The sequence below is a fragment of the Aliihoeflea sp. PC F10.4 genome (assembly GCF_054612275.1).
Window position 1 is genome coordinate 43,550 of sequence record NZ_JBTSWH010000002.1, and the last position, 26,412, is coordinate 69,961.

Here is a 26,412-nt window from a genome sequence, read left to right on the forward strand (position 1 = left end):
GAAAGACGACACCGCCGGTCATGGTGGGCCGGAGGGGTCAAGGAGCGCGGCACGCGACCGGCGGAGCCGGCGAGTGGGGGAGCCGAAATGCGTCAGCATTTTGGGGGTACCACGAAGTCCTTGGGGCCTTCGGAACGCCGTGACACCCTCGGACGATCTGTGCAGACCTCCCCCCAACCGGATGGCAGCAAAAAAGTCGGGCCAGGCTCGATGCCTGGTTCCGGCTTCTCCATAGCTGAGAGGAACCCCGCCTGTGCGGCGGGGTCCTCTGTCGGGGCGATCAGTCCCGGTTGGGGCGGGACCAGATCAGCTGCAGGCCTTCCTCGCCTTCCACCTCGATCAGGGTGGCGTAGATCGGAGCGGGGAAGCTCGGGTCGTCCAGCTTGACCGAGAGGTAGTCGCGACCTTCAGCGGAGACCTTCTGCCAGGCGGCGCCGAGTTCGACATTGCCGGAGAAGATGCGGAAGTGCGGTCCCTTGTCGGAGGGGTTGTCGATGCGGACCAGCTTGGCCTTGACGTTGAGGTTGAGGGTCTTGATCGAGCCGCTGAAGCCGTTGCCCGTGGAAGCGAAGGTGCCGATGGTAGCCATGTGTCTCATTCCTTTGTTGCTCGGGCCGCGCCCATCGCGACCTCGATGACGGTCGGTGGACCGGAGGCGATCGACTGGCACCTGAAAGGCTGGAACGAAGTGGAAGGCGGCCGGGAGCGACTTTCTTGGTCCGCGAGGAATGGCGGCGCAGCCGTCAGGGGAAGAAAGTCGCGAAGGCCGTTGCCGGGACAAGATCGAGAGACCGCTCGCGGGATCCTCCTTCGGTCAGACCAGTCACATCGAGAACGCAGATGGGCGTGGCCTTGTGGAAACCGGAATGAAGATCGGCATTTCCGTCGACGGCGTCATACCCAAGAGCCCGCGACTTTTCGGTCGAGAGCCCATCGCGGCCGCAGTCAGGCCACGCAGCGCCTCAGATCCAAAGGCGGGACCGCAGCCACATTGTCTCGCACCGGCTTCGACACGGTGACGCACTGGGAGATCACCGAGAGAAGCGCCCGACACGACGCGTCAGGCTGACCCACGGATTGAAACGACGCTGCGTCTATGGTGCGCGATAGGGAGAAGCGACCGGCAATCTGCCTATCCGGCTCTCGTTTCAAGCTGAATGGCTAACCGCTAGGGGCGACCGTACAGGCGGGGTCCCGATCGCGGACCGACAAACTACAGCCGGCTAAGGCGCGCCGCCTCCTGGCCTCGGGACCGAGGTGGCATTCGTTACGGAACGGTGGCAACGTCGGTTTGGCGAAACTCGTCGGCCGTGGCCAAAATGGGCACCGCGAAATATTTCGCACAGGCGTAATGCAGGCAATCGCCGAGATTGAGGCCATGGCGGCCGGAGCGATACCGGTGAGCCGCCGACAGTGCCAGCCTGGTGGTCTCGGCTGCAGGCGGCAGATCCCGGACCTCGATCCCACGCTCGTCGAGGAACTCGGCAACGATCGGCTCCACCTCCGATACCGAAAGACCAAACTTGTCGGGACGCGCAAGACCGAGCACCGCCTCAAGCACGGCGACCGGCGAGGTGAAGGCATTCTTCCCGGAAGCGATGGCATCGGAGACGCGGCCCGCTTCCGGTTCATCGGACAGCACGGCGATGATCGCGCACGCGTCGACGAACATCACTCCGATTCCCACATCTTGTCGAAAGCTTCGCGCGGGAGCGGCTTCTTCGCCGCCTTGCGCAGCGACACGCCATGCTTTTCACGAAGCCGTGCAGCCGTCTGAAGCGGGCTCTCGGCATCACGCCGGCGCTCGATCGCCTCCTTCATCGCGATGACGATCGCATCGGTGATGCTGACGCCGGCCATATGGGCGAACCTGCGCGTCAGCGCATCAGCCTCCGGGTTATTGACATTGATTGGCATGGGGCCTCCATGTAGATAGTTCTTGCCAGTAATGTAGATATTCTCGTCTACATTGACAAGATCGCCGATCTGGAAGGGAACAGCCGCGACGCCATCCTCGGCGTTGAAGGTAATCGGTCCGCTCTTTCGCTCCGTCGGCGTCGTCGCCAGACCGACGGCCCGGCTCCGCCTGATTTGCGGATCGTCGCACCAGCCCCAGATGACCTTTCTTCGGCCCCGGCGTCCGGACCGGGAGTCGGTCCCGCTCCGCGATCGACCGAGTGTAACCCACCCGTCGAACCGAAAGAGATTGCCGCTGTGGAGGGCGGCATCCTGATAGCTGACCGCCCAGCGGCAGCCGCGTGCGACAGCAATTGCCGGGAAGGCGAAGGATCGCCAGAGGCGCAGCGCCACGCGGCAGAGATCCGGTTTTGCTGCGCACAGGCGCGAAAGCTCGACTGCATCGTGCCGCGTCAAGCCGGCGACACGCTCACGTATGAGCGTGTCGGTCGCGACGACGGCAAGCAGCCGGCCCTCGTGGCGCAGGCCGTAGGACCAGCCGCGCGTCGGGCGGTGGATCTCGCCCATCCTGTGACCCTATAGAACGAGATGGGCGTTAAGCTCCTCGCGTGTGATGGGCCCGAACGTTACGGGGGCAAAGCCGGCCTCATACACCGCACATGCCCTCGCACTCATTCGGCCAGAGATCGAGCTGCCCGCGGTCAGCGGCGGTCGATAGATCGACGTCCTCGAGCGGCACGCAGGATCGATGCAGGTATACCTCGCCGCGAATGCCCCTGAGTCCTGTCCGCAGCGCCCGGTCGACCTCGACGGCGTCCTGCCATGCAACGGCATCCTGTTCGCGCATCGATCGCCATACGGCGTTGCTGTGAAACGGGCAGCCGATGCACGCGCTTTTCGGAGGATCGGGATAGTCGTGCCGACGCAGCCAGGCGAGGCAATCCCGCCTGCTCAAGCGCTTTTCGATCAGCGGGAAGCGCTTGACCTGCCACGCCTCGAAACTCGGCTTTGCCCGAACAATCTCGTCCGTCGAGATGCCTATCCAGCATTCGACGACCGGAAACGAGGGAGAGCGCTTGCGCGTCAGGCCCGCCAGCTCACGCACCTTCCGACGGATTGGAACAATCTTATAGTCCGTAGTGCACTGGCGACGGATCATGCCGATCGAGACGGTCTCCGTCGTCGTCTGGCGCGTGGCGACTTCGATGAGCTCGCCCTCGTCGTCCTCGTCAAAAACCGGGACCACCACGCCTGCCGGCGTGACGGTCCTGGCGAAGGCGGGGATCGAGGCCCAGCGGTTGCCCTGCCCGGCCGCGATCAGCTGCTCGCGAATATTGCCGTCCGAGACAATATGGACCGGGAACGGCAAGACGTTCGGCGACATCAGCCATGCGAGATGATCGTAGACGGCCTGAGGCTCCCAGCCGGTATCAGCGAAAATAGCGCAGTCGGGCATGGGGCCGATCTCGCCATGGGCCGCCATCAGAGCGAGTGTGGTGGATTGCACGCCAGCGCCAAGCGATAGCGCGCGCAAGCGGAGCGGGGAAGGCTCAGCGCCCTCCCCCATGATGTTCGGAGAATGCAGCATCACGCCGCCTCCGCGACCTGCGTCGCACCCGGCTGGAGATCGTGCAGATAGTTGACGGCGCGCTGGGCATGCGCCGCCGCGGCGAAAATGAAGCGCTTCTCGTTCTTGAGAATTTCAAGCCAGCTGGCCAAATAGCTCGCGTGATCCGGCCTCGGCTCCAGTTCAGGGACGATGCCGAGGTCGGCCGCCAGGAAGCAGCCGCCCAAATCCGCGACCAATTCTTCGTGCGCCCTGAAGGAGCGATCCTTGTGATAGCGGGAGAGATTGCGATCAAGCCGCTTTTCCGAGCCGACCCAATGGGTCATCTCGTGCCCGAGCGTGGCGTAATAACTCGGAGCATCGCGAAAGCTCTCGAAGGGCGGCATCTGCACGATGTCGAGCGCCGGATTGAAAAACGCCTTGTCGCCGCTGTGACGGATGACAGCGCCGGTATTGGTGAAGAAGGCATCGGCATGCTCGATGCGCTCGACCGGATCGGCCACCGGCGCGGGATTGCCGTAGTACTGCGCCGGCAGATCGTCGATCTGATCGGCGCAGAACACGGTATAGGCCTTGAGGAAGGGAATGCCGCGTTCGACTTCCTCGCCTTTCGCGTCGGTTTCTGTGCGGGTGAAGCGGCTGGCGTAGACGACCATCGATCCGGTCTCGCCCTTGCGGACATGACCGCCCAGTTCAACGCTCTGCTTGAACGTCATCCATGTGGGCGAGACGAACCCCCGCGCCACCGCCTCCGACCAGAGAAGCAGCGTGTTGATGCCCTGATACGGCAGTCCGTTGTGGCGCAGCGGCCGCGTGATGCGACCCGTCGTATTCCCAGCATTCCATGGCTGAACCCACGGACGCACGCCCTTTTCCAGCTCTGCGACGATGCGGTCGGTGATCTTCGCGTAGATATCGACGCGGGGCTTGCTCTCTTTCCTGCTCATTTTCCAAAACCTCCATTCAAGGCCGCGCCAGTCGCGGCCGTCACGAGGTCCGCAGGCGCAGGACCGCAGGTTCGCGAACCCGCTCGAGAGCAATCGGAAAAAGGATAGATGTCGGTTGCGGGCCGCAACGTCAGTGAAGGACGGCGCAGCCGTTTCGCGGGCCGAGGACCGAAGCAGGACCAACATTCGTGACGGCCGCGACTGGCGCGGCCTGCAGGATCGTTTTCATTTGTCGGGTTTCCTTGGCGACGCACATGCGAAAAGGCCGGTGTCCGCAAGGACACCAGCCTCGATGGGAAGATGAGGGCGGAGCCGAAGCTCCGCCCGGGATTGGCTAGCCGAGCGCCGCCATCTGGAGGTCGGCCGCCTGCCGGCTGACGGTCTGGCCGGGATTTTCGACCTGACGCTCGTAGGGCTTCCAGGTCTCGCCGACGATATGCTCGTAAGCGGCGACGGCACCCTCGGCGGCCATGCGCAGGGCGTGGGACTGAAGCCCCATGTCGGCCGCGAATTCGCGCTTGCGCTGGGCGTTGCTGTCGAAACCGACCGGTCCGTCCAGATCCTCGTCGCGGATGTCGTTGGCGAGCTTGGCCGTGGCGTCTTTCGCCTCGGTGACGGCCTTGGAGTAGAACTGACCTGCCCCGTAGGCGGAGCCGACATAGGAGCCGACGATCCGCTGCAGGTGAATCTGCATCGCCTTGTCGGAAAGCCCCTCGGAGAGGGTATCGGCGCCTTCGATCAGGCTGCGCTGGTGGAAGTCGCGGATGCCGTCGCTGTCGAGGACCGGAAGGCCGAAACTTTCGGAGATGAGCGCGGCCTGGTTGCCGTCAGGGCAGCAAAGCCGGACCATTTCGAGGGTCGTGCCCTTGCGGAGCGGGACGATGCGGGCCTTGGACTTGGGGGAGCGGGTTGAACTGGACATTGAGCTTACCTTTCTAGCGATGCCCTTCAGGTGATCCGGCCCTCGGCCGGTCTTTCCTGCGGGTGCGGTCGAAAGGAACCAGCGGAAGCTGGACGCTTCAGGGTCCGGACCCTGCCAGGCGAGCGAGGCCGGCTTGCGGACAAGCCGGGGCCAGTTCTTCACTGGTCCCTGCGCGGGACGCGGGCCGGCCTTGCCGAGATCGGCGGGGTTCCGGCCGCTCCGCGGCGCGATAGCGGCCTTGAAGGGGCCAGCCGCTGGTTCAGACCGCAACAAACCCGCCGGGAAGAGCGGCGAGGGATGGTCTGTGACACCGGCATGCAGACCGGTAAGCGCCCGGTCGACCCGCACCGCCATGGTGTTTCATGGCCAGCCGCGCTGCCGAAGGTCATCCACGATTTGCCGGGAGCGATCTGGTCACCATGGTTGTAACCAGCATCATCGCCACGAATGAATGTCGTACCGCGGCGAGAACGACATCCGCGTCACGCACACAGTTCTTCCGGGTCGAGCTGCGCCCGCAATGCCGTGATAGTGCTTTCCTGGCGTGCCAGTTTACGGGTCAAGGCATCGATTTCCGGCTGACGTTCCGCCGTGATCGCAGCCAGATTGGCACGATACCGTTCGAGGAATGCGCCAGGGTCTGGTGACTTCCCGCGCCGATACGTGGTCTGGCGCGGATGCAGTTGCGGGATCAGCGCTGCCATGCGCCGCGTGATCTGCCGGTCGATCATGTCCAGCTGACGCTGGATTTGCCGGCGAGCTTCCTCCATGCGAAAGAGCCGCGCTCGGCGACCTCGCGCGACCATTACGCTGGTCTCCCCTGCCAGCCGACAAAGCTCGAAGGCCCGCCATAGACGGCGTGTCGCTCCGGATCGATGACGAAGCCGAAGCGGCCGACACGATATTCAACCGAAGGAACGAGGAACCGGCGTTCCTCGCTACCCGGCCCGCGTTTACCGCCGGGGGTGGCGATTACTTCGGTGAAGCCGGGTTGGTGGTCGCAGATGATCGCCCAGATGACGATCCAGTCGTCGCGGTGCTGCGCGAAGAATGCACGTTCGTCCTTCGTCCAGGATTCACCCGCACCAAGCACATTGCCGGTGATCGCCTCCCACGCATCCGGGAAGCTGTCCTTCATCGTCTTTTCCGCAGCCCGGCGCTCGAAAGCGGTGAACAAATGCGGAAAGCTGAAGGCGACGATCGCCCAGGCCTCATCCTCCTCATAGGCCCCGCCGGCGACGCGGATCGACGGATGAACCTTGCGGTTGCGGTCGGGCGAAAGAAGGAAGCCGCCATGGCCAGCCGTCGAGTGGAAGACAATGCCGTCAGCATACACGGTCGCCCCCTGTGACGGACCCCATGGTGTACTCGCCGTGGATCGCTCCTCGCGTCGGCCGAGGGCGATCTTCTCGCGCTGGTGTTCGGCGTTTTCCAGAACCTTTGTCCGGAAGGCGTTCTCATCGGCAAGGTCGCCGCCATGACCGTAGAAGTCGCTCCGCGTCCAGTCGGCCATGGGCCGCCGGATACGCCACCCGGTTACAAGGAAATGGCGCCCGTCTCGGGCGGGGGCCATGGCGAAGGCGTGCTCGTCGACGAGTGCAACGGGCAGGCCATCTGCACTTTTGCCAAAAGAAACCCACGGAAAACCGGGGGCTTCGATGACATCGGTTTCGAAAGCAGGTGCGCTCATGCCGCTGCCCTCCCCTCGACACTGTCCGCCGCTTCCGTATCGGCCGTGATTTCCTGCAGCACGGCATTTGGATAACCGTGGCGGGTCAGCCATTCCGCGGCGGCGGTGCGATCGGCGGCAAGATGGACAAGCTCGGCATCGTCGCCGGCCCGATCGAGGACGAGAACCGAGCCGATCGCGGGCCGTTCCTTGACCGCGAACTTGAGGTCGCTGTTCACCGAAAACGTCCGGTGGACGCGCAGGACAATCGTCCCCTGGCTGCCATAGTCCCCCTCGTGGAGGGTGATGGAGGCAGGGATCGTAATGTTGCCGACACGTACTCCGGCCTGTTTGCGGATCAGGCGACCGCCCGAGTTGCGGGTCTCCCAGGCGGCAAGCTTCTTGCGGTGGCGTTCCGGCGGGCGCGGGGAGCGGTCGGAATATGTCAGGGTCGAGCCCAGGGGCACGAGGTCGTAGATCAACTGAGCGGACATGGTTTCTCCGTGGTGTTGAGTGGAAAACAGAACCGCCGCCGGTGATGCACCGGCGGCGGGATGGTCGTTCGGAAGAGAGGGTGTGACGCTTACTCGGCGGCCACCTTGTAGGCCTCGCGCTGCTCGTCGGTGAGGTCCTGGTCGGCCGCAGCCTGATCTTCATCGACATAGTCATGCGCCGGCTCGACGACCGCATCGCCGTCGAGCTCGTCCTCGCCTTCCGGCGTGCCGTCATCTTCAGGCTGCTCGACGCGCTCGTTTTTCTTCAGCCACGACGCGAGCTTGGTCTGGTCGGGACCGAACAGCGCCGACGGATGGACGAAGCGACCTTCCTTGAAGTGCTCGACCAGGGCCGCGCGGGTGTCCTTGATCTTCTGCCGGGGAAGAACCGACGTGTCGGCGCACGACGCCTCCAGCGCCGGTCGCGACAGGCAGGAGAGGAACTCCTCCGTGCCCATGTTCGGCAGGAAGCCGTCGGCGCCGATCACATCGCCAGCAACGCGGGAAACGATGCCACTGTCCGAACGGTTTTCCCTGCACGACAAGACGTCGATCAGCAGCGAGCGCACGGCAACCCGAAGCGTTTCCATGTCGAAGTCGAGCTTGCCCTCCTCGTCGAACAGGCGCGCGGCATGTTCGCCAAGGCCGGCCGCCCCGTAGTAGGAGATGTCGCGCGTGCCGGACGCCACCGTCACGTTCTGTCCCGCGAACGCCAGGACCAACAACGCCATCAACGTGTCGTCCTCGATCGGAGCCCGCGACAGCGCTTCATGCAGAGCATCGGTGCGCAGATCACCGATCATTTCGATGCCCTTGCGGGTGACATCGGGGCGGGTCTTCACGACGATCGCAGTATCGTCACCCTCGCCCGCCGGCTGTTCGCCCTTCTTCGGCTTCTTCGCCTCCGCCATGCGGAAGTGCACCGTCTGAACCTTCCCCTCGCGGTCTAGGTACAGGGCCGTATGGTCGGACTTGCCCGGCTTGCCATAGACGCGCTCCGCCTTCTTCGGCAGTTCCGGCTGGCCCCAGTTGTTGGTCTCGGTGATGACCCCCTTCTTGGGCAGGTTCTGCGTCATCCACTCCTGCTGCGCGCCCAGGAATGCCTCGACGTCGGTCGTGTAGCGGCTGTCCTGATCGGCCGGTGCAAACAGGTCCTCGACCCAGGCAATGCCGTAGGCCTGGGCGAGATCCTCGCCGAAGCTCGCATCGCGGGCATACATGCGGGTCTTCTGTAGGCCTTGCGCGACACTCCACCAGGAGACCTGCGGGTCGGCCTTCGAGGGCTTATGCTTCTTCCAGACCTCCTTCTGGTCGTCGAGCGAGGCCGACGCGATGGTGCGCAGCTGGCTCTCATTGGGCATGTCGCCTTTGGCCATCTGGTCGAGCATCGCCGGTAGGACATTGGCGAGCAGACGCAGCTTGCGGATCTGGCGAACCGGCAAGGCCAAGGCGACAGCGATCGCTTCCTCGGTCCAGCCGAGCGCGACCAGGCGCTCGATCGCCCGCCACTGATCGACGGGATTGAGCTGCTCATGCGCCAGCGTTTCTGCGAGCGAGCGCATTGCGCCGCCATCCTCGGCACGCTCGATCACCAGCACGGCGATCTCTTCAAGGCCTGCGGCGATGGCCTGCTTGACGCGGCGATGGCCGGCATCGATGACGAAGCCGTTGCCACCATCGGATTCCGGTGCAACGACAGGCGGCTGCACGATACCGACGGCGCGGATCGTCGCCAGCAGCAATGCGTCAGCCTGCGGACTGGACTTGGAACGACGCGCCTTGTCGGGGTTTCCCTTCAGCGCGCGCGGATCGACAAACTTCAGTTCCATGGAAATGCTCCTCACGGGGTTGCCGGACACAGCCAATCGCTGCGTCCTTCTTCGTCTTCTTCCCGAAGACACCCCCTGGCCCGCGGAGCGGACGGACCGGTGCAACTGCGGCCGAGCATCCCTGCCCGGCAGGACAAGCGGGGCTAACAGCCTTGCGAAGGCCGACGCGGCCGGGATCGCGAGCCGGCGCGGTTGAGCGCAAGCGTCAGCGGTCCGACCGATCTGCGAGCGGATTCCTCATCCTCCTTTTTCTTTTTCCCTCCTCCTCCTCTCAAAGAACATCCCCGCTGCGACATGCGAGAGCCGGATATCTGCCACTCGGCCATTTCACGGAGGGACTGAGGGGGGTGAATCGACTATGCGGCATCCTGCAAAGGTTCAGCAGATGTTTCCACATCCGCCGACAGGGCCGCCTCTATCTTGCCAAGCTGCCGCCGCTTGTCGGCCAGTTCGCCGGCGAAGGCAAACTCGGCACCATTGTCCCTCGACTGGTACGATGCGAGCCTGCGGCGGGCATCAGCGAGACGCTGGCGATACCGCTCGCGTTCGCCCTCGAAATCGTCGAGCGAGTGTTCGAGTCGCGAAATCGCTCCGAGCGGCGTGACCGTCATGGCAAGTTCGATTTCGGAATCGGCGCCCGTGCGCGTCAGCATGGTGGTATAACGGTAGCCTTCCTTGCCGAAGCGCTGGCCGTCATATTCGAGATCGAACCCCCCGACAGAGCCGATGATGCTCTCGCCCTCCTGCTGAAGCTGCACCAAGGTCAGAATCTCCTTCATGAGCGCGCGGCCTGCCTCCTTGCGCTCAGTGTAGACCTTACCGGCCACGGTCATGGTGAATGCCTCGCCGGTGGTCGGAACGAGCATCCCGATATCCTGGCCGATCTCCCCAATCCGCCGCGTGCAGAACTCGATATCGCGCTCGGCGTCGCGAAGTTGCCAGCGAACGGCGTGCTGATCATCGATATGCGCCGCGCGCAGACGCTCCAGCCGGGCGATATCGGCTTCAAGCCCAGCCTTCTGCATCAAGCGCTGATCGCCGGACGCGATGGCCTTGGCTATGGCGAACTGGTTGGCCTGGCCCTCACCGAGATCTTCGAGACGCCGCACGGAGGTATCACCGGAGAGCGCCGCGGCGATGAAGCGGGCCTTGCGCTCGTTGTTCTGCCACATGGTGGCGTCGAGCGAACCTTCGGTAGCGTAAGCGAAGATATCGACCTCGTCGTGCTGGTTGCCCTGACGGACGATGCGACCCTCGCGTTGCTCGATCTGCGACGGGAGCCAGGGCACGTCGAGATGGTGGAGCGCCTTGAGCCTCAGTTGCGCATTGACGCCGGTGCCCATCGTCTCGGAACTGCCGATCAGGAAGCGGACCTTGCCGGCGCGCACGTCGCCGAACAGACGCTGCTTGGCCTCCGACTTTTTATAGTCCTGCATGAAAGCAATCTCGCCGGCTGGCACGCCCATGCGGATGAGTTCGTCACGGATCCAGCGATAGGCGGAAAAGCCCCTGCTCTTCTCAACACTGATCGTTCCGAGATCGCTGAAGATCATCTGGGCGGCGCCCGGGAGTTCGAAAGGCTTACCGTCATGTCGAACATAGGGGTGCCCGGCTGTCGCCCTCCAGATAGCGAAGGCATTCGAGATGAGTGCGTTGAGCTTGTTGTCCGCCTCATTGTCATTGTCGGCGTCGACCAGGCGCAGGTCGATTGCAGCATGGCGACCATCGGTGATCACCGAGAGCAGGATGTCATCGCCGGGCTCAGGCGGCCGGTCGCGCTTCTCGATTTCCGCGATGCGCGCAGCCAGGACCATCTGGTAGTGTTTGAAGGCCTGCGTCGGCTTCGATGTGATGATCTGGCGCTTGCCGGTGGAGATCGCCGGCACCTTGACGAATTGGCGCAGGTCTTCCGGCATCACGACGTCGGCGAAGGAGCGGAACATCGCGATCAGTTCGGGGACGTTGACGAAGCTGGCAAACCTGGAAACAGGCTTGTATTTGCCGGAAGGCTGAAGCTCCAGCTCGGTCGTCGTGTCGCCGAAGGTCGACGCCCAGGCGTCGAATTCGTGCAAACCGCGTTCCATCAGCGCCGCGTGGTCCATCAGCCGCTGGACGGTGAACATCTCGCCGAGCGTGTTTGTGATCGGGGTTCCGGAGGCGAGCACGAGCGCCCGTCCCGGGTTCTTCGTCTCGATGAAGCGGGATTTGACGTATAGATCCCAGGCGCGCTGCGAGCCGTTGGGGTCGACGCCCTTGAGCGTCGACATGTTGGTGGCGAAGGAGAGCTTGCGGAACTCCTGTGCCTCGTCGACGATGATCTGGTCGACGCCAATTTCAGCAATGGTGAGAAGATCGTCCTTGCGACTGGAGAGTGCTTCGAGCCGCTCCTGCAGGCCCTCCTTCAGCCGCTCGAGCCGCTTGCGCGAGACGCGGTCATCGCCTTCGACCTTGGTGAGAAGCGTCTCGTAGAGCTCCAGCTCGTCATGTATCATCTGTTGTTCGAAGGCAGACGGGACGCCGATGAACTTGAAGGCGGAATGCGTGATGATAATCGCGTCCCAGGTCGCGGTTGCCGCCCGCGACAGGAACCGCACGCGCTTATCCTTGGTGAAGTTGGTCTCGTCGGCGACGAGGATGCGGGCGGTCGGATAGAGCGCCAGGAACTCACGGGCCACCTGCGCCAGGCAATGGCCGGGGACGGTGAGCATCGCTTTGGCGATCAGGCCTAGACGGCGTTGCTCCATGATGGCGGCTGCCATGGTCATCGTCTTACCGGCGCCGACGGCGTGGGCAAGATAGGTTGAACCGGCCGAAATGATGCGCCAGGTTCCACGCATCTGATGTCCATAAAGAACAAAGGCGCCCGAGGCGCCTGGAAGTTTCAGATGGGAGCCGCCGAACGCTCGTGGCGCGATATTGTTGAAGCGGTCATTGTAAATGCGGGCCAACCGGTCGGTTCGATCCGGGTCAGACCAGATCCACCGCTGGAAGGCCTCCTTGATCTTGTGAAGCTTCTCCTTGGCCGCCTCGGTATCGACGACGTTGAGGACGCGACGCTCGCTGTCGCCGTCCTTGATCGTATCGAAGATCTGTGGCACGCGGCTGTTGAGCGCATCTGTCAGCAGTTCGCCCGCATGCCTGCGTTCGGTCCCCCATTCCGATGTACCGACGGCGAGATAGCCAAGCTGGCGCGCATCGACAGTCCAGGAAGCAAGTTCCGGCATGTGGTGGATCCTGATGTCGACATTCATCGTCTCCTTGACGAATGCCGCGATATCGAGAGCGGGAATCCACGGCGCGCCGAGACGCGCGGTGATGTCGGAGGGGCGAAGGTCGACCGGCTGCACGCCCTGCAGGGCCGTGACATTGCGCTCATAGGCCGGATCGAGGGCAGCAGCAGCTTCCGCGGCCTTCAGCTTGTCGCGGACATGACCCGAGAGATAGGCGTCAGCCATCTGCCAGGAACCGTCGGCGGGGTCCTGAAAGATCGCGCTGCCAAGTTCGGCGACGACGTCCTGGGGGTCGCGGTGGAGCAGCTCGGCGATATGGTCGAGATCGACACGGCCGCGTTCATTGAGAACCACGGCAAGGGCGTCGGCCGCGCTGGAGATCACCGGCGGCGCCGGCGGTGAGATCACGCGCTCGGTGAAGATCGGGCCGGGCCGGGCGGTGTCGTTTTCAAGGTCGTAGTCCTCGATCGAAGCGACCAGCCAGCAGTCGGGATCGTCGAGGAAAGGCTGAAGGTTTGGACGCCGATGACTTTCGCGGGTCTCGCCGGTCTCCGTGTCCTCGCTGATCGAGACCGTGGTGTGATTGATCGGACCGAAGTCGCGAACGAAGCTCGACCAGGCGATGCGCAGCCTGACCTGACGGTCTTTCCAGGGCTGGTCCACTTCCTGGGCTTTCAGCACCTCGCGCACCGCGTCACGGACCGGGATCAGCTTGCGGATGATACGGACATGCTTTTCAGGGATGCCGTCGGCACTACGGCCCTTGCGCACCTTCACAGCGACCGGCTCGCCGTCAATGATTTGCATCAGGCCGCGGGCGTTGTCGAAGAAGAAGCTCCCTTCGCGCACATGCCGGCCATTGGGCAGATCGACAACGGTCTGATCGTCAGCCACATCCAAATTAGGGTCGATGTCGCTGGGTTCGCCGTCATAGCGATCTTCCGGAAGGAGACTGACGGCAGCGGACAACGCCGCGTCGAGGTCCTCGCCGTCGCGGGGCCGGCATGTGTAGGTCTCGCCGAAGGGACCAGAGGTCAGTGCGTGCGTTCCGAGCACGAAGTCCGGGTGGCGCGCGAACCAGCGATTGACGCGGATCGCGCCTTCATCGTCTGTGACCGGCCGGACGTTTTCGGTGTCGAGCCAGGACTGCTCGCCTTCAGGCTCCCCAGCTTTCCTCTTCCGGAAAAAGAGGATGTCGACGACGACATTTGTTCCGGCGTCCGCGCGGAAGCTTCCTTCGGGCAGCCGGATCGCAGCGATGAGGTCCGCCGACTTCGCGATATGCTCACGCGCGCAGACATCGGCCTTGTCCATCGTGCCGGAACTGGTGACGAACGCCGCGAAGGCGCCTGGCTTCAACAGGTCGATCGACCGCGCGATGAAGTAGTCATGCAGGCGCAAGGACAGCGAGCGATAGGCCCGGTCGGAACGCACGGTCCGGTCGGAGAAGGGCGGGTTGCCTATGGCAAGGTCGAAGCTCGCCGGCAGCTCCGTGCGGGCGAAGTCGCCTGTAATGATACGCGCCTGTGGTTGTAGCAACCGGGCGATGCGTGCCGTCACCGGGTCGAGCTCGATGCCGGTGACATGGGAGACGTCGCGCAGGCCTTCCGGCATGAGGGCGGGAAACAGCCCCGTGCCAATCCCTGGCTCCAGCACGCGCCCGCCGCGCCATCCCATGCGTTCAAGGCCCGACCAGATCGCCCGGACGATGAACTCCGGCGTAAAATGGGCGTATTGGGTGCAGCGGGCGAGCGAAGTATAGTCGCCCTCGCCGACGGCATCCTCCAGATCGGTGCCGATTTCGTCCCAGCCCTTGCGGAAATCGACCTCGCCAGGCCGTCGGAAGACACCATTGGCAAGATCGGACGCACCGAAACCGGTGAAGCGGATCAGCTGCTCCTGCTCTTCGGCGGTGGCCGGCCGCTCATCGGCCTCGATTTCGACCGCGAGCCGGATCGCAGCGACGTTATCGCGGGCACGCTCCTTCCAGCCCCGAGCCAGACCCCGGTCGTCGGCGAGATAGAAGTTCGAGCCACGTTCCCGGTCGGGCTTGGAGGGTGCTGCGGCCGCCGCGATCGGCATCGCCGGCGCCGGGGACGATGGATCAGGATCGTCGTCGGGTTCAAATCTGTCGGCAAAGGCCGTCACGCCGAGGCCGAGACCGGACGAAAGGGCCGTGTTTCCGAAAAGATCGATGGTGAAGGGGTCGTCATTCGACATGATAAATCTCCTTGGATTGCGGGCGAGCGCGTTTCACGCGGACGACAGCGTCGGCCACGTGGAAAGGCTCGCGGTTTGAAAGAGTCAGCGAACGATCAGGGAGAGCGTGACCTGGTGCTCGGTGAGCTGCACATTGAGATGCGTGCAGCGCAGATTCCGATCGAACATCGGGAGCAACTGCCCGGCGTCGATGAATTCGATGCCGTCATCGCCCCCAAAATGGCGATGCTTGTAGTCAAACCAGTCGGGATTGCCGACCGGATGGCACTCCTCGGAATAGACGACGAGCGGGCGCCCGCCATCAGGGAGTTTTCCGTTCGACATGATGTAGACGCCCTGGTCTCCAACGAGCCAGAGCCCTGGAATCTCGCCCTCGCCGGGCTTCATGCCATAATAGGGATTGCGAAATCCGCCATTGATGGCGGAATCCGCCGTGCCGCGATCGATGACCTTGCGAACGGCAACAATGGGAAATGTGAACATCGCCGCCCCCTCACGCTGCAACGGCAAAAGGAAGGTGGCGGAGATGAACCGGCAGCTTGGTTGCGATTTCCGCCTCGGTGAGTTCGTCGAGCAGCTTGACGTCGCGGCTTCGGTCGGGACCGAAGAACAGGACCGTCCGCCGGCCGCGCTGCGCGTGCGGGAAACGCCAATCGGCGTAACCGCGGTATTCGTCGTGGCTTGAACTCCAGATATGCTCGACCCGCTCTTCGCGGGTCATTGCACGGACTGGACGGCTTTCCCGCTCGACAATGGCGGCGCGCATGTGTGCGGGCGAACCCTTGTCGGCAAGGTCGCAATAGGCGTGGAAGAACCGCATCCGGTCGTCGATCTTCAGGGTGAAGAAGACGCTGGTGATGCAGCCCGTCAGGAATTCGCGCATGGCGAACATCTCGCCGTTCATGAAGAGCGGCGGCAGGATGTTGAACATGTAATCATGCTCGATCTCGGTAAGCTCGAACCACTCCCCGCGATAGAGGCCGGCATCGGCATCCTCGAAACGATTGGGGCGCTGCGTGTGGCGATCGAACATGCGGAACATCTGCCGGCGGTCGGCAATACCCTGGTAGACTTTGCGGATAGGAGAAGAGGGGTTCATTGGCGGGCTCCTTCAGCCTCGTCGGACTGGAGCGCGACGCATCCTCGGGGATCACCATCATCTTCAGCCCTTCCTGACCCCTCCCCAGCGGCCGCCTCTCCGTCCGGCCGGGTCAAGTGCCGGCGGAGCCGGGCGAAGCTTCACACTTGACGCGGCTGGCGGGTATGCGGCAGCCGGGTTTCATTCGTTTTATTTCCTTCTTCTTCCTCCCCAATTCGGCCGCATGCCCGGGCTGATCCGCCGATGAGCCGCGCACTCGTCTTCGCCCCAATCCTCGTCGCTACCGGCGAGATCATCTTGGAGATCTACACGCCAGAGCTAAGTCGGCCGATGTGGAAGCTGCGAAGCTGGAGGCCGCGTCAAGACTTGGCGCGCCATTGCGGATCGAGATGACGACGGCGAAGGTCGGGCCAGCGATCCTCGATCGCGCATCATGAGCGCTGGAGGTGCCGGTCTGCCCGATCAGGCGATTGCCCCCTCCTTCAGCATCGCATTCCAGTCCTCCGCACGCGGCTTCAGACGTTCGAAGTCGCAGGAGAGTTCACCGGCAAGCTCACGCAACCGCGCCACGAACGCTTCGCCCTGCGTGTTCGCATCGGTCGCGGCGACGAAGCGGACATCGGGCCGTTCCCCCAACATGCGAATGGCGCCGTCGGTGGCCGGCGACCAGCCGCCGCCAGTGCTGACATAAAGCGTATCGCGCCGGGCCTTCTCGATCGCGCCAAGGCTCATGGCATCGATGGCGGCTTCGGTTACGCAGATGCGAGCGGCGCCCTTGAACCCGAAGCGGAACAAGACCTTGCTGCCGCCGGTTGCAAAGCCGCGCCATTCGGGACCACGTTCCTCCCAACCGGTGACCACGCCATCGGCACCCTGATGAGCGGCCCACATGCTCCCACGCGGCCCTTCCCGCAGAAGGTCCTGGGCGATGGCTGCCCGGAGGACCTGTTCGGGAATGTGCCGGTCGTCGCGCAGATATCGCCAGGTTGCCGACCCGCGCCAGGGCTTGCGCCGGGCACCCCAACGATCCGGTATGGATTGGTCAGGTTCCGCCTCGCGCGACTGTCGTTTCCATTCTGGCTCGCGGGGCTCGAAGGCGACCAGGGACGCGACTTGCACAAACGCTTCCAGAAAATCGCCGCCGTCCAGATGCTGAACGAGCGAATAGACATCACCCTTGGCGTCGGAGAGCGGATCAAACCAGCCCTTGCCATCGTGGATAACGATGATGATGTCATCGCCACGGCGATACTTCACCGCCTTGCGCGTGCTTTCCTTCAAGTCGATCGCGAACCCTCCGGTCTCCAGCACGGCCGCACAACCCACCCTGCCTCGCAGCTCTTCGATATCCGCTTTTTCCATTCTTTTCTCCCAGCGGCCTTTCGGCCGACCTTTCATTCAGTTTATCTTCTCCGCACACTTCGCGGAACACCTTAGCGACCGGCGCGAAGAGCAAAGGGGGCAAGGGCGCGGCTCCTGCCGCGGCGCAGCTTCCCTTGCGGCCTGCCGCTCGCAAGCGGCACGCCGGGCAAGAGACGGTTCAATGAACCGGCTGGCCACCCGTGTAGGGGTCGTAAAAGTAGAGGGCGTTGACCTCGTCGTCATCGAGGTCGTCGGCAGGAAGAACGCCGTATGCGTCTTCATCGACCTTGAAGAGGATGACCGGCGTCATCAGGGTGCGCGCGAGGTTCCAGGCGTGGTTCTGAGCGAGGCTGAGTTCTTGCGACATGGTGTGACTCCCGTAGCTGCGGGGACCATTCCCCGCTCGACAGGCGCCCGTCGGTTCCGGCCTGGACCGCGATCACCGCGTTGGCGAAGCCATAAGCGGCGGCACGCTTGCGTAGTCCGACCCCTCGCGGGTTGATCGACAAGGTCCGGGCTGGAACAAGGGAAATAAGCCGATAAGAGTGGGGGTGGTCTTTGCGCCTGAGCCGCATTTCCAGCACGAACCGTCGCGGATTCATGCCGCAGACAGCGCCGGCTGATGCATGCCGCTATCATCAAGGTCTTTGCGAGGACCGGTTCTTCCTGTACCGACGATGTCGCCACCATCAAAAGCCGACAGCCAATTTGATCGGCCTGACCACGGAGATCGTTGCCGCTTACGTCAGCAACAGTTCCGTACCCAGGGCTGAGCTTCTGCGGCTCATTGCCGAAGGCCGTCCTGCTGCCGGCGACTGAGGCGCGGTCGCGCGAACGCGACTGCCCCAGGCAAAAAGCGGACGAAAGCGCCCGCAGCAAACACGGTCGAGCCTGCCGCGCCGCCTCGACCTCGCCTCTGGCCACCCAGCATCGACCTTTCTCCGGTCCGGACGCCTTCCTTCGTCTAAAACGCGAAGAGACCGCGACAAATCCGTTCGTTTTCGGTATGGATTCAGTTGAGGCAGCGACGCACTGCCTCAAGGGCGTCGAAACCCTTACCAGCGGTATGGAATCAACCGGGATGATTCCAACCTCCTTGACCTTATGGTCGGGGAGCCTGTGGCGTATACAACAGGCTCACCGAGCTAAAGGCCATGGGGCCGTCTGGTACGGTTTCGAACTCCCCGATCACCAAGGGGTCAATGAGCATCGCAGAGCGGGGGCGCACCGCGAGCGATGGCTTCGAAACCGGATAATGACAACGGGTAGTTCCGAGGCAAGGGCGAAGCTTGGCTTCCAGCTTATTCACGATGTGATGCTGCATCAGGTCGTTGGATTCCCGCTGGCCGGCGAGACGCCAGGCGCACGACTACGGCAATACGCGATGGTAACGGTTATCCTAGACCTGCACTGCAAGGGCGAGCCGATAACGATTTCCAATATTGTCGCTGTCACCGGGATGACGCGCGGTGCTGCCGATGAGGTTCTTGGCGCCCTTGGAAGAAGGGGACTCATCGAAGGATCCTGGACAAAAAACTCAATGGGCCGAGGTCAAGCAAGGGAGTACCGGATCGCTGGAAGGCTTAATGTCGATATTGCCGGCCTACTCGATAACCTTCGCCCCTCATGAGCGTCGGGATCAATCTGACAATCGGCAGGGGTCATTCGCTGCCGGTTTGCATCTGGCAATCATTCCCCTGAAACAACCATCTAGCCTCGGGCAATTCAGAGGATGCCGAGCAAGGCCCAACGTCGCGCCTACCAGTTCGGGACGCGGCGCAAAGCGCGGCACGCTATCTACTAGGACAACTGGGATCAGGCCGGCCATGTAGGGGGCGGGCTCACGCGTTACCTTCTCGGCTCGTAGCGCAGCGCTACAGCGCCTGAGCTGAGCTCTTGCCGGTCGACGAGCTTCAACTCGATATATTTGGAGAGCCCGGCGAACAAGGTGGGCCCATGACCGGCAAGCCTGGGCTGTACCACGAATTCATACTCGTCGATCAGGCCCAGCTCCGCCAGCGCCATCGGCAGCTTTACGCCGCCCGTGAACAGCGCCCTGCCCGGCTGCTGCTTGAGCTTCCGGACCGCCTCGCCGAGGTTACCGCTAACCCGTTCCGCGTTCCAATCGACCCGCTCGAGTGTGTTTGAAACGACGTATTTCTTCATTGCGTCGATGGTGCGCGCGAAAGGCTCGGTCCAGTCAGGCGGCGTGATGGTCCGCGTCTCATGCCTCCACGCCTCTTCCATCATCTGGTAGGTGACGCGGCCAAAGAGCAGAGCATCGGCCCGGCCGATACTCTCGGTGGCGTGCTGATGTGTTGCACGCAGTTGTTCTTGCTGCAGCGCCTCGTCCGTGGGTATGGCCCTGTGGTCGACGCAGCCATCGAGCGTGACGTTGATGGAATAGAGAAGAGGTCGCATTACGGTCGTTGCTCCTTTGCTACTCGTGCTTTTATGGCTAAGTCAAACCGTTGCAGCTGGCTGGTCAGTCCGGCGATTGCGCCGCGTGTCATCTCGGGGTCCGGGTGGCGATCGGCCGTCAGCACCATCCGGACTCGCCCGGCCTCGGGGTGAAGCTCGACCATCATGTCGTAGGGATAGGCCTGGACGCCCGGGACGAAGTCGATGTCGAAGCGGATTCGCAGGCGCCGGTGAGGCACGATCTCGACGAACCGACCGCTCACCCGCGCCGTTGACGATCTGTTCCGGTTCGCAAAATAGGCGACCTGCTCGGCGCCCACCGCCGTCATCACGTGTTCGAAGGCACCACCGACTCGCAGATCGAGAGTCAATAACTCGAAGCGCATGCCCTCGGGCGCGAACCACGCCTCGAGCCCTTCCCTGGTGGCCCATAGCGCCCAGACCTCGTCCACCGATGCGTCGTAAACCCGCTCCAGCCTGATCGTAGCTGCGCCCGGCTCGCTGGCCTCTATCATCACTTTCCCCCCTCGCGTTGCAGCGCGCCACGCCGTCGCGCCAAGGCGGCGTCAAACCGATCGAGCCGGCCCTCCCAAAGCTCGCGATAGCTCCGAACCCATTCGTCGATCGCCTGGAACGGCTCGGGCCGGAGCGAATAAAGGCGCCTCGCCCCGTCAGGCCTCATCGTGACGAAGCCGGCTTCGTCGAGGATCCGCAGGTGCCGCGAAACGCCGGACTGATCGATGTCGACGGCCTGAACCAGGTCGCCCACGGCCCGCTCGCCGCCAGCCAAAGCCTCGACGATACGAAACCGCGTAGGGTCAGCCAACATCTGAAATATGCTTTGTTGCATCATCATGCATATGTATTGCTGCGCATATTCGGAGTCAAGCCGCTTCGACCAATGGCGTGCCGCGTGCGACGCAGGCAACGACGCTCCGCTGCCGACATTGGGTGTCAGCAACGGCCCAGTCTCGTTTACCTGAATTTCCGCCTGGCCATTCGCGGGGTCGGGAATTCAACTTTTTCGACGTGGCTGCGCGTTGCCCGAAAACGTCAACCTTGCTCGCAACATTTGCGTTCCCCATCAGAGCGGGCTTTATGCTGAAGCATATTTTTCTTTTACGAAATCGTGCTTTGCCTACCGAAAATCCCGCGTCTTCACCTGGATTTGGTCGGTATGCCCGTAGCCGTGCGCGAGATCCCACGCTTTCTGCAGACCTCTCGAATCCGGGGCTGGCGATCCATGGTGGAACTCGTCGCCCCTCCCGTGCGGAAAAGGGAACCTCGTGTCGCGCGAGCCGACACTGGCGAGTTCCGCGGAGAGATCAACGAGTTGGTGGGCGACGATATGGACCACCTCGCCTTCGCGCTGCACCCTGCCCTTGATCCCGATCATGCCGGCACCAAGGACGGTCCGGCGAAACTGCTTGAAGACCTTCTCCCAGATGACGATGTTGGCGACAGTGGTTTCGTCCTCGATGGTCATGAACATGACACCCTTCGCCGAACCCGGCCGCTGCCGGACGAGGACCAGGCCGGCGACATCGACCCAACGCCGGTCACGCGAAGCGACAGCGTCGGCGCTGGTCAGGAATCGCCGGGCCGCGAGGTCCTTCCGCAGAAAGGAAACGGGATGCTGGCGCAGCGTCAGCCCGACATGACCGTAATCCTCGACGACTTCGCTGCCGGCAGTCATCGGCCGCAACGAGACGGTTGGCTCCGTCTGCTCGGCGACCGGCAAGGCTTCCCGGACTGCCGCCGCGGCGAATAGCGGTAACGGTTCGTCGCGTAGCGCCTTGATCGACCAAAGTGCCTCCCGCCGGGCAAGGCCGATGGAGGGCCGGAACGCATCGGCCTCGGCAAGCTCACTGAGGGCCGCGGCGCGAATGGCGGCGCGCCGCCAAAGATCATCGACCGAGCGGAATGGCTGCTCGGCACGGCAGGAGACGAGGCGCGCGGCTTCCGCATTTCCCAGTCCCTTGACCAGACGCAAGCCGAGGCGAACGGCGAACCGGCCATCATCGGCGTCCCGGGGTTCGAGCGTGCAATCCCAACGGCTTGAATTGACACAGACGGGGCGGATTTCGACGCCATGCTCAACCGCGTCGCGCACGATTTGCGCCGGCGCATAGAAGCCCATGGGCTGGGCGTTCAAAAGTGCCGCACAGAACACGTCCGGGTGCCAGCATTTGAGCCAGGAGCTCGCATAGGCGATGAGAGCGAAACTGGCTGCATGGCTTTCGGGAAAGCCATAGGAGCCAAAGCCCTCCAACTGCTTGAAAGTCCGCTCGGCAAATTCCCGATCATAGCCGTTATCGACCATGCCCTGGACGAGCTTTTCACCGAATTTCGAGACGCCGCCCGTGTGCTTAAAAGTTGCCATGGCGCGGCGGAGCTGGTCGGCCTCGCCGGCGGTAAACCCGGCGCATTCGATCGCCACCCGCATCGCCTGCTCCTGAAACAACGGCACGCCGAGCGTCTTGCCGAGCACGGCCTCAAGCTCGGGCTTGGGATAGATGACATCCTCCTTGCCCTCTCGTCGCCTGAGATAGGGGTGGACCATGTCACCCTGGATCGGTCCCGGCCGCACGATCGCGACCTCGATGACCAGATCGTAGAAGGTCCGCGGTTTGATGCGCGGCAGCATCGCCATCTGGGCGCGGCTCTCGATCTGGAAGGTGCCGAGCGTATCGGCCTTGCGGATCATGGCGTAGGTGCGCGGATCCTCGGCCGGAATCGTCGCGAGGTCGAGCCGGATGTCCTTGTGTTCGGCGAGAAGATCGAAGCCGCGGCGCATGCACGACAGCATGCCGAGCGCCAGCACGTCGACCTTCATCATCTTCAAGGCATCAACGTCGTCTTTGTCCCATTCCACGACCTGGCGATCGGCCATGGCCGCAGGCTCGATCGGTACGAGCTCATTGAGCCGATCGCGGGTCAAAACGAATCCGCCCGGATGCTGGGATAGGTGACGGGGTGTTCCGACGAGTTGATGCGCAAGCTCCAGCGCCAGCCTCAGACGGCGATCGCCCATGTTGAGGTTCAGCCCTTCGGCATGCTTCTGCTCGACGCCTTCGGACCAGCCCCAGACCTGCGAGGACAATGTCTTGGTCAGGTCCTCCGGCAGGCCGAGCGCTTTACCGACGTCGCGAACGGCCCCTTTGGAGCGATACCGGATGACCGTCGAACAAAGCGCGGCGCGGTCGCGTCCATAGGTCTCGTAGACCCACTGGATGACTTCCTCGCGCCTTTCGTGTTCAAAGTCGACGTCGATGTCGGGCGGTTCTCGGCGTTCTTCCGAAACAAAGCGTTCGAACAGCAGGTCATTGCGATCCGGATCGATCGAGGTGATGCCGAGCACGTAGCAGACCGCTGAGTTGGCGGCCGAGCCGCGTCCCTGGCACAGGATTTCCTTTGAGCGCGCAAAACGCACGATCGAGTTCACCGTGAGGAAGTAGGGTGCATATTCGAGCTTCTCGATCAGGCGTAATTCGTGCTCGAGGTTGCGCCGGACCTTGGAAGGCAGTCCTTCCGGATAGCGGTCGACGGCCCCTTCCCAGGTCAACTTTTCGAGCGCCTGCTGAGGGGTAAGGTCGGGATAGAGCTTCTCTTCGGGATACTGATAGGCAAGCTCGTCGAGCTTGAACGGGCAGCGCTCCATGATCTCGATCGTGCGGGCGAGCGCTTCCGGGTAGCGGCCGAACAGCCGGTGCATTTCTTCGGGCGGTTTCAGGTAGCGATCGGCGAAACGCTCGCGCCGATGTCCGAGCTCGTCGATGGTGACGTTGTGGCGGATCGCGGTGACGACATCCTGCAGGACCTGGCGGCCCGGCTCGTGAAAGAGCGCGTCATTGGTCACGACCGTGGGGACACGCACGGCGGTCGCCATGTCGGACAGCTCCCAAAGGCGAAGCTGATCGTTGGGGCGCCGGCGTAGTGTCAGCGCTATATAGGCGCGATTGCCAAAGGACTCCCGCAGCCGGCGCAGCTGCATGGCGCAGGTCTCATCGGCAACGTCCGGCACCAGCACTGCAATCAGTCCTTCGCCGTAGGCAACGACATCGGACCATTCCAAATGGCATTTCGCCTTGCCCGCCCTGCCCTTTCCAAGGGACAGCAGCCGACAGAGGCGCGCATAGGCTGAGCGGTCCGTCGGATAGACGAGCACCGACATGCCGTCAGCAAGATCAAGTCGGCATCCGACGACGAGACGGAGTCCGGTGGCCTTGGCAGCCTCATGCGCGCGCACGACGCCGGCGAGGCTGTTTCGATCAACGACGGCAAGTGCCTCGACGCCCATCGTGGCGGCCGTCGCGAACAGTTCCTCGCAACTGCTCGCACCGCGCAGGAACGAAAAATGGCTCGTCACCTGAAGCTCGGCGTAGCGCGGCCCGCTCATCCGAAGATCCCGTGCAGGAACCAGCGCTGGCTGCCGCTCTCCGGACGCTCGCCATCGCCGGACCGGAACAGCCAGTAGCGCTCGCCGGTGTCATCCTCGACCCGGAAATAATCCCGCACCGTCGCGGTTTCCGCGTCGCGCTTCCACCATTCTCCCCGAATGCGTTCCGGTCCGTCGGCGCGGCGAACCCGCCGGCGAACGCCGCGCCATGTAAACCACACCGGCGGATTGTCGGGCAGAAGCGCCATGGTCTCGATCGGTTCCGGCCGGGACAGCAGGCGCGGCGGCCGCGGCCAGTCACCGTCCCAGGTCGCGCCCGTTTCAGGGGCGAGTGGCGGGACACAGGCGACGGAGCGCTCGGGGACATCGCTTTGGACGGGCGTGAAACGGCAAAGGCGATTTTCTCCGACACGGTTCGCAAGGACATCGATCAGGTCCGAAATATCCGCCTGCGGTTCCTCGACCAGCGAGGATATGGTCTGCCGATCCCGCAATGGCTCGACGAGGATCGCTGCCAGTTCCATCGTCTCAATTCCGAATCCCGGATCGATGGTGTCGATCTTCTCGCAAAGCAGCCGCGTCAGACGTTTTGCGTCTCGAACCGGCTGCGCTGTGCCGACACGGATGGCTTGCCTCGTGTTGTCGACGAGATGGAACAGCAGATCGAGCCGGCGCGCGCCAAGGCCTTTGGTTTCCAGGATCTGACACAAAGCCTCGACAAGCCTGGCGGTATAGCGGGCAATCGTCTCTGCCGCCCCGATCGGCTCAGCGAAGACGCGCCGGACCTCGACGATTTCGGCTTCGCGGAACGGCTCGATCGGCTCGCCGACATTGCCAAGCGCCTGATCAAGGCGGCGGCCGATTTCAGGACCGAAGCGCAGCGCCAGCGGCGCGCGCGGTTGATCCAGGAGATCGCCGATACGATCGAAGCCGAGCGTGCGCAGGCCTGTGACAATATCGGGTTGCAGCCGCAGCGCCGCGATCGGCAGACGCCGCAGAAGAGGCGCAGTTTCGCCCCGAGGAATGACCAGGGTGGAGCGTGCGGCAAAGCGCGCGCCGGCATGCGCCGCGCCCCATGTGTCGGCGATCGCGGCGCGCGCCTCGACACCGGATGCAGCAAAGCGCTGGACGATCGTGCTCAGCATGACGTCCTCGCCGCCATGGAGATGATCGGCGCCCGTGGTGTCGATCACCAGACCATCCGGCGGATCGGCCATGACGACGGGCGAGATGCGTTGCAGGGCCCAGAGCGCCAGCTTCTCCAGTCCTTCCGCATCCGCGCGTGGATCGGCATCGATGACGACCAGCCCCGGCGCGAGTGCCTGTGCCTTCGCCACCGGCATGCCGGTGCGAAGCCCAAGTGCTTCGGCGTTCGCGTCAAGGGCGGTGACGACGCGCCGATTGCCAACCCGGCTTATAAGGACGAGCGCTGCCTCACGCGGAGGCGATGCGTCGCCCGATTTCCTTCGAAGACGGTCCACCGGCCATCGCGGAAGGAAGAGCGATACGACCCTTGCCATCGCAAGCTTCCACTTCAATGTCTGCGCTGTCGCCGGCGCGACAGCGGATGAGTTCAAGGAGCCAGCGCGCCCGGCCCATGCCCGGGACGGGGAGCTGGGCAGAGGGGAGAACCGACACCCGCCAGCGCGTGACGCTTGCGGTCGGCTGCCCGAAATCGCCGGCCTCGGTCTGGCGGCGCCAGCGCCGCACAGCGATGCCGATTGTGCCGGAGGCTTCAGCGGCGAGCTGGAGCCGCCGCGAAGCCGTCATCGAAAGTCGGGCAGTCTCGGCGACGACAGCACCGAGACCGCCATGGCGAAGCCCTTCCTCAAAGCAGGCGAGCAACGCCTTTTCATCGCCTGCCTCGACATGGATCAGCCGGTCTGGGTGAAGTCCGGCCTGCGCGATCGCCGGCATAAAGAGATCACGCCGCGTCACCACCCAGAGAACCTTGCCCTTGGTGCGCGCCGCGATGCCGGCCGTGAATAGCGCAGCGGCAGCGCCATCCACCGCGCCGTTACCGCCCCCCCCCACCTCATGCAGGCACCCCAGCGCCAACCCGCCTCCCGGAAGCCTCCGATCGAGTTCCGCTACGCCGAACGGCAGCACCTTGCGGGCACGGCCTGTCCCGCCTTCGAGGCGCGCGATGCGCTCTCGAAGTTCGGTGATGACGGGACTGGCGACGGAATCCGACATATCGAAAAAGGCTGCTCCTTGAGGCTTTGCAAAGGGTCTCTCCGCTGGTATGTTCTTTATTTGTTCTCTATTGCCTAATGAGTCAATCGGACTCGCAAAAGAGTCTTTGTTGATTTCCGCCGAGAACTGACCCGGGATTG

The 26,412-nt window shown here is 63.5% G+C and carries 23 protein-coding genes; 2 read left to right on the forward strand and 21 right to left on the reverse strand.

From position 1 onward, the window contains the following. Positions 1-280: 280 nt before the first annotated feature. The 15 genes from ACX82Z_RS22140 to ACX82Z_RS22210 all read right to left on the reverse strand — a co-directional run bounded on the left by ACX82Z_RS22140 (position 281) and on the right by ACX82Z_RS22210 (position 17,623). Positions 281-589 (reverse strand): DUF736 domain-containing protein, encoded by a 309-nt coding sequence (locus ACX82Z_RS22140; protein WP_018431455.1) that lies wholly within the window; start codon positions 587-589, stop codon positions 281-283. Between the two features lie 678 nt (positions 590-1,267). Beyond that, positions 1,268-1,672, reverse strand: a complete 405-nt coding sequence (locus ACX82Z_RS22145) for a type II toxin-antitoxin system VapC family toxin (protein WP_018431454.1) — start codon at positions 1,670-1,672, stop codon at positions 1,268-1,270. Beyond that, complete coding sequence (locus tag ACX82Z_RS22150) at positions 1,672-1,917, reverse strand: type II toxin-antitoxin system VapB family antitoxin (protein WP_026227915.1); 246 nt, start codon at positions 1,915-1,917, stop codon at positions 1,672-1,674. Before ACX82Z_RS22150 ends, ACX82Z_RS22145 begins: the two co-directional genes overlap by 1 nt. Positions 1,918-2,563: 646 nt before the next feature. Beyond that, the gene (locus ACX82Z_RS22155) at positions 2,564-3,505 is read right to left on the reverse strand and encodes a hypothetical protein (protein WP_459912020.1); all 942 of its coding nucleotides are present in this window, start codon (positions 3,503-3,505) and stop codon (positions 2,564-2,566) included. Further along, a complete protein-coding gene (locus ACX82Z_RS22160) occupies positions 3,505-4,431 on the reverse strand; it encodes an ArdC family protein (protein ID WP_011578770.1) in 927 nt (308 codons plus the stop codon). Before ACX82Z_RS22160 ends, ACX82Z_RS22155 begins: the two co-directional genes overlap by 1 nt. A gap of 334 nt (positions 4,432-4,765) precedes the next feature. Next, entirely contained in the window at positions 4,766-5,353 is a 588-nt protein-coding gene (locus tag ACX82Z_RS22165; RefSeq protein ID WP_026227914.1) for a hypothetical protein, read from the reverse strand. 482 nt (positions 5,354-5,835) lie between these two features. Beyond that, on the reverse strand, positions 5,836-6,159 hold the full coding sequence (locus tag ACX82Z_RS22170) for a hypothetical protein (RefSeq protein ID WP_011578768.1): 324 nt from the start codon (positions 6,157-6,159) through the stop codon (positions 5,836-5,838). Further along, positions 6,159-7,043, reverse strand: coding sequence for a DUF7007 domain-containing protein (locus ACX82Z_RS22175; protein ID WP_011578767.1), 885 nt, complete (start codon positions 7,041-7,043; stop codon positions 6,159-6,161). The genes ACX82Z_RS22170 and ACX82Z_RS22175 overlap by 1 nt, the downstream gene beginning before the upstream one ends. Beyond that, positions 7,040-7,516 carry a hypothetical protein gene (locus tag ACX82Z_RS22180; protein ID WP_011578766.1) on the reverse strand — a complete coding sequence of 159 codons (477 nt, stop codon included), beginning with the start codon at positions 7,514-7,516 and terminating at the stop codon, positions 7,040-7,042. Before ACX82Z_RS22180 ends, ACX82Z_RS22175 begins: the two co-directional genes overlap by 4 nt. Before the next feature lie 89 nt (positions 7,517-7,605). Continuing rightward, entirely contained in the window at positions 7,606-9,345 is a 1,740-nt protein-coding gene (locus ACX82Z_RS22185; RefSeq protein ID WP_011578765.1) for a ParB N-terminal domain-containing protein, read from the reverse strand. A 356-nt stretch (positions 9,346-9,701) separates the two neighbouring features. Continuing rightward, positions 9,702-14,795 carry a lactate dehydrogenase gene (locus ACX82Z_RS22190; RefSeq protein WP_459912023.1) on the reverse strand — a complete coding sequence of 1,698 codons (5,094 nt, stop codon included), beginning with the start codon at positions 14,793-14,795 and terminating at the stop codon, positions 9,702-9,704. An 84-nt stretch (positions 14,796-14,879) separates the two neighbouring features. Next, complete coding sequence (locus tag ACX82Z_RS22195; RefSeq protein WP_011578761.1) at positions 14,880-15,278, reverse strand: DUF3085 domain-containing protein; 399 nt, start codon at positions 15,276-15,278, stop codon at positions 14,880-14,882. 10 nt (positions 15,279-15,288) lie between these two features. Continuing rightward, positions 15,289-15,894, reverse strand: coding sequence for a DUF1419 domain-containing protein (locus ACX82Z_RS22200; protein WP_011578760.1), 606 nt, complete (start codon positions 15,892-15,894; stop codon positions 15,289-15,291). A 462-nt stretch (positions 15,895-16,356) separates the two neighbouring features. After that, on the reverse strand, positions 16,357-17,256 hold the full coding sequence (locus ACX82Z_RS22205) for a DUF3991 and toprim domain-containing protein (protein ID WP_041544184.1): 900 nt from the start codon (positions 17,254-17,256) through the stop codon (positions 16,357-16,359). Between the two features lie 178 nt (positions 17,257-17,434). Further along, on the reverse strand, positions 17,435-17,623 hold the full coding sequence (locus ACX82Z_RS22210; protein WP_011578758.1) for a hypothetical protein: 189 nt from the start codon (positions 17,621-17,623) through the stop codon (positions 17,435-17,437). A gap of 191 nt (positions 17,624-17,814) precedes the next feature. Here ACX82Z_RS22210 and ACX82Z_RS22215 point away from each other — a divergent pair, with 191 nt between their 5' ends. Together ACX82Z_RS22215 and ACX82Z_RS22220 are read left to right on the forward strand one after the other, a co-directional pair. After that, a complete protein-coding gene (locus ACX82Z_RS22215; protein WP_041544183.1) occupies positions 17,815-18,075 on the forward strand; it encodes a Ros/MucR family transcriptional regulator in 261 nt (86 codons plus the stop codon). A 436-nt stretch (positions 18,076-18,511) separates the two neighbouring features. After that, entirely contained in the window at positions 18,512-18,886 is a 375-nt protein-coding gene (locus tag ACX82Z_RS22220) for a MarR family transcriptional regulator (RefSeq protein WP_459912027.1), read from the forward strand. A 218-nt stretch (positions 18,887-19,104) separates the two neighbouring features. Here ACX82Z_RS22220 and ACX82Z_RS22225 read toward each other — a convergent pair whose 3' ends face one another. The 6 genes from ACX82Z_RS22225 to ACX82Z_RS22250 all read right to left on the reverse strand — a co-directional run bounded on the left by ACX82Z_RS22225 (position 19,105) and on the right by ACX82Z_RS22250 (position 26,272). Then, the gene (locus tag ACX82Z_RS22225; protein WP_018431443.1) at positions 19,105-19,677 is read right to left on the reverse strand and encodes a dihydrofolate reductase family protein; all 573 of its coding nucleotides are present in this window, start codon (positions 19,675-19,677) and stop codon (positions 19,105-19,107) included. Next, positions 19,677-20,192 (reverse strand): SRPBCC family protein, encoded by a 516-nt coding sequence (locus tag ACX82Z_RS22230; RefSeq protein WP_018431442.1) that lies wholly within the window; start codon positions 20,190-20,192, stop codon positions 19,677-19,679. Before ACX82Z_RS22230 ends, ACX82Z_RS22225 begins: the two co-directional genes overlap by 1 nt. Then, positions 20,192-20,506 carry an ArsR/SmtB family transcription factor gene (locus ACX82Z_RS22235; RefSeq protein WP_459912030.1) on the reverse strand — a complete coding sequence of 105 codons (315 nt, stop codon included), beginning with the start codon at positions 20,504-20,506 and terminating at the stop codon, positions 20,192-20,194. Before ACX82Z_RS22235 ends, ACX82Z_RS22230 begins: the two co-directional genes overlap by 1 nt. Before the next feature lie 309 nt (positions 20,507-20,815). Then, positions 20,816-24,076: an error-prone DNA polymerase gene (locus tag ACX82Z_RS22240; protein WP_459912031.1), complete on the reverse strand. Its 3,261-nt coding sequence runs from the start codon at positions 24,074-24,076 to the stop codon at positions 20,816-20,818. Next, the gene (locus tag ACX82Z_RS22245; RefSeq protein ID WP_429096712.1) at positions 24,073-25,596 is read right to left on the reverse strand and encodes a Y-family DNA polymerase; all 1,524 of its coding nucleotides are present in this window, start codon (positions 25,594-25,596) and stop codon (positions 24,073-24,075) included. Before ACX82Z_RS22245 ends, ACX82Z_RS22240 begins: the two co-directional genes overlap by 4 nt. Further along, positions 25,511-26,272 carry an ImuA family protein gene (locus tag ACX82Z_RS22250; RefSeq protein ID WP_459912033.1) on the reverse strand — a complete coding sequence of 254 codons (762 nt, stop codon included), beginning with the start codon at positions 26,270-26,272 and terminating at the stop codon, positions 25,511-25,513. The genes ACX82Z_RS22245 and ACX82Z_RS22250 overlap by 86 nt, the downstream gene beginning before the upstream one ends. Between the last annotated feature and the right edge of the window lie 140 nt (positions 26,273-26,412).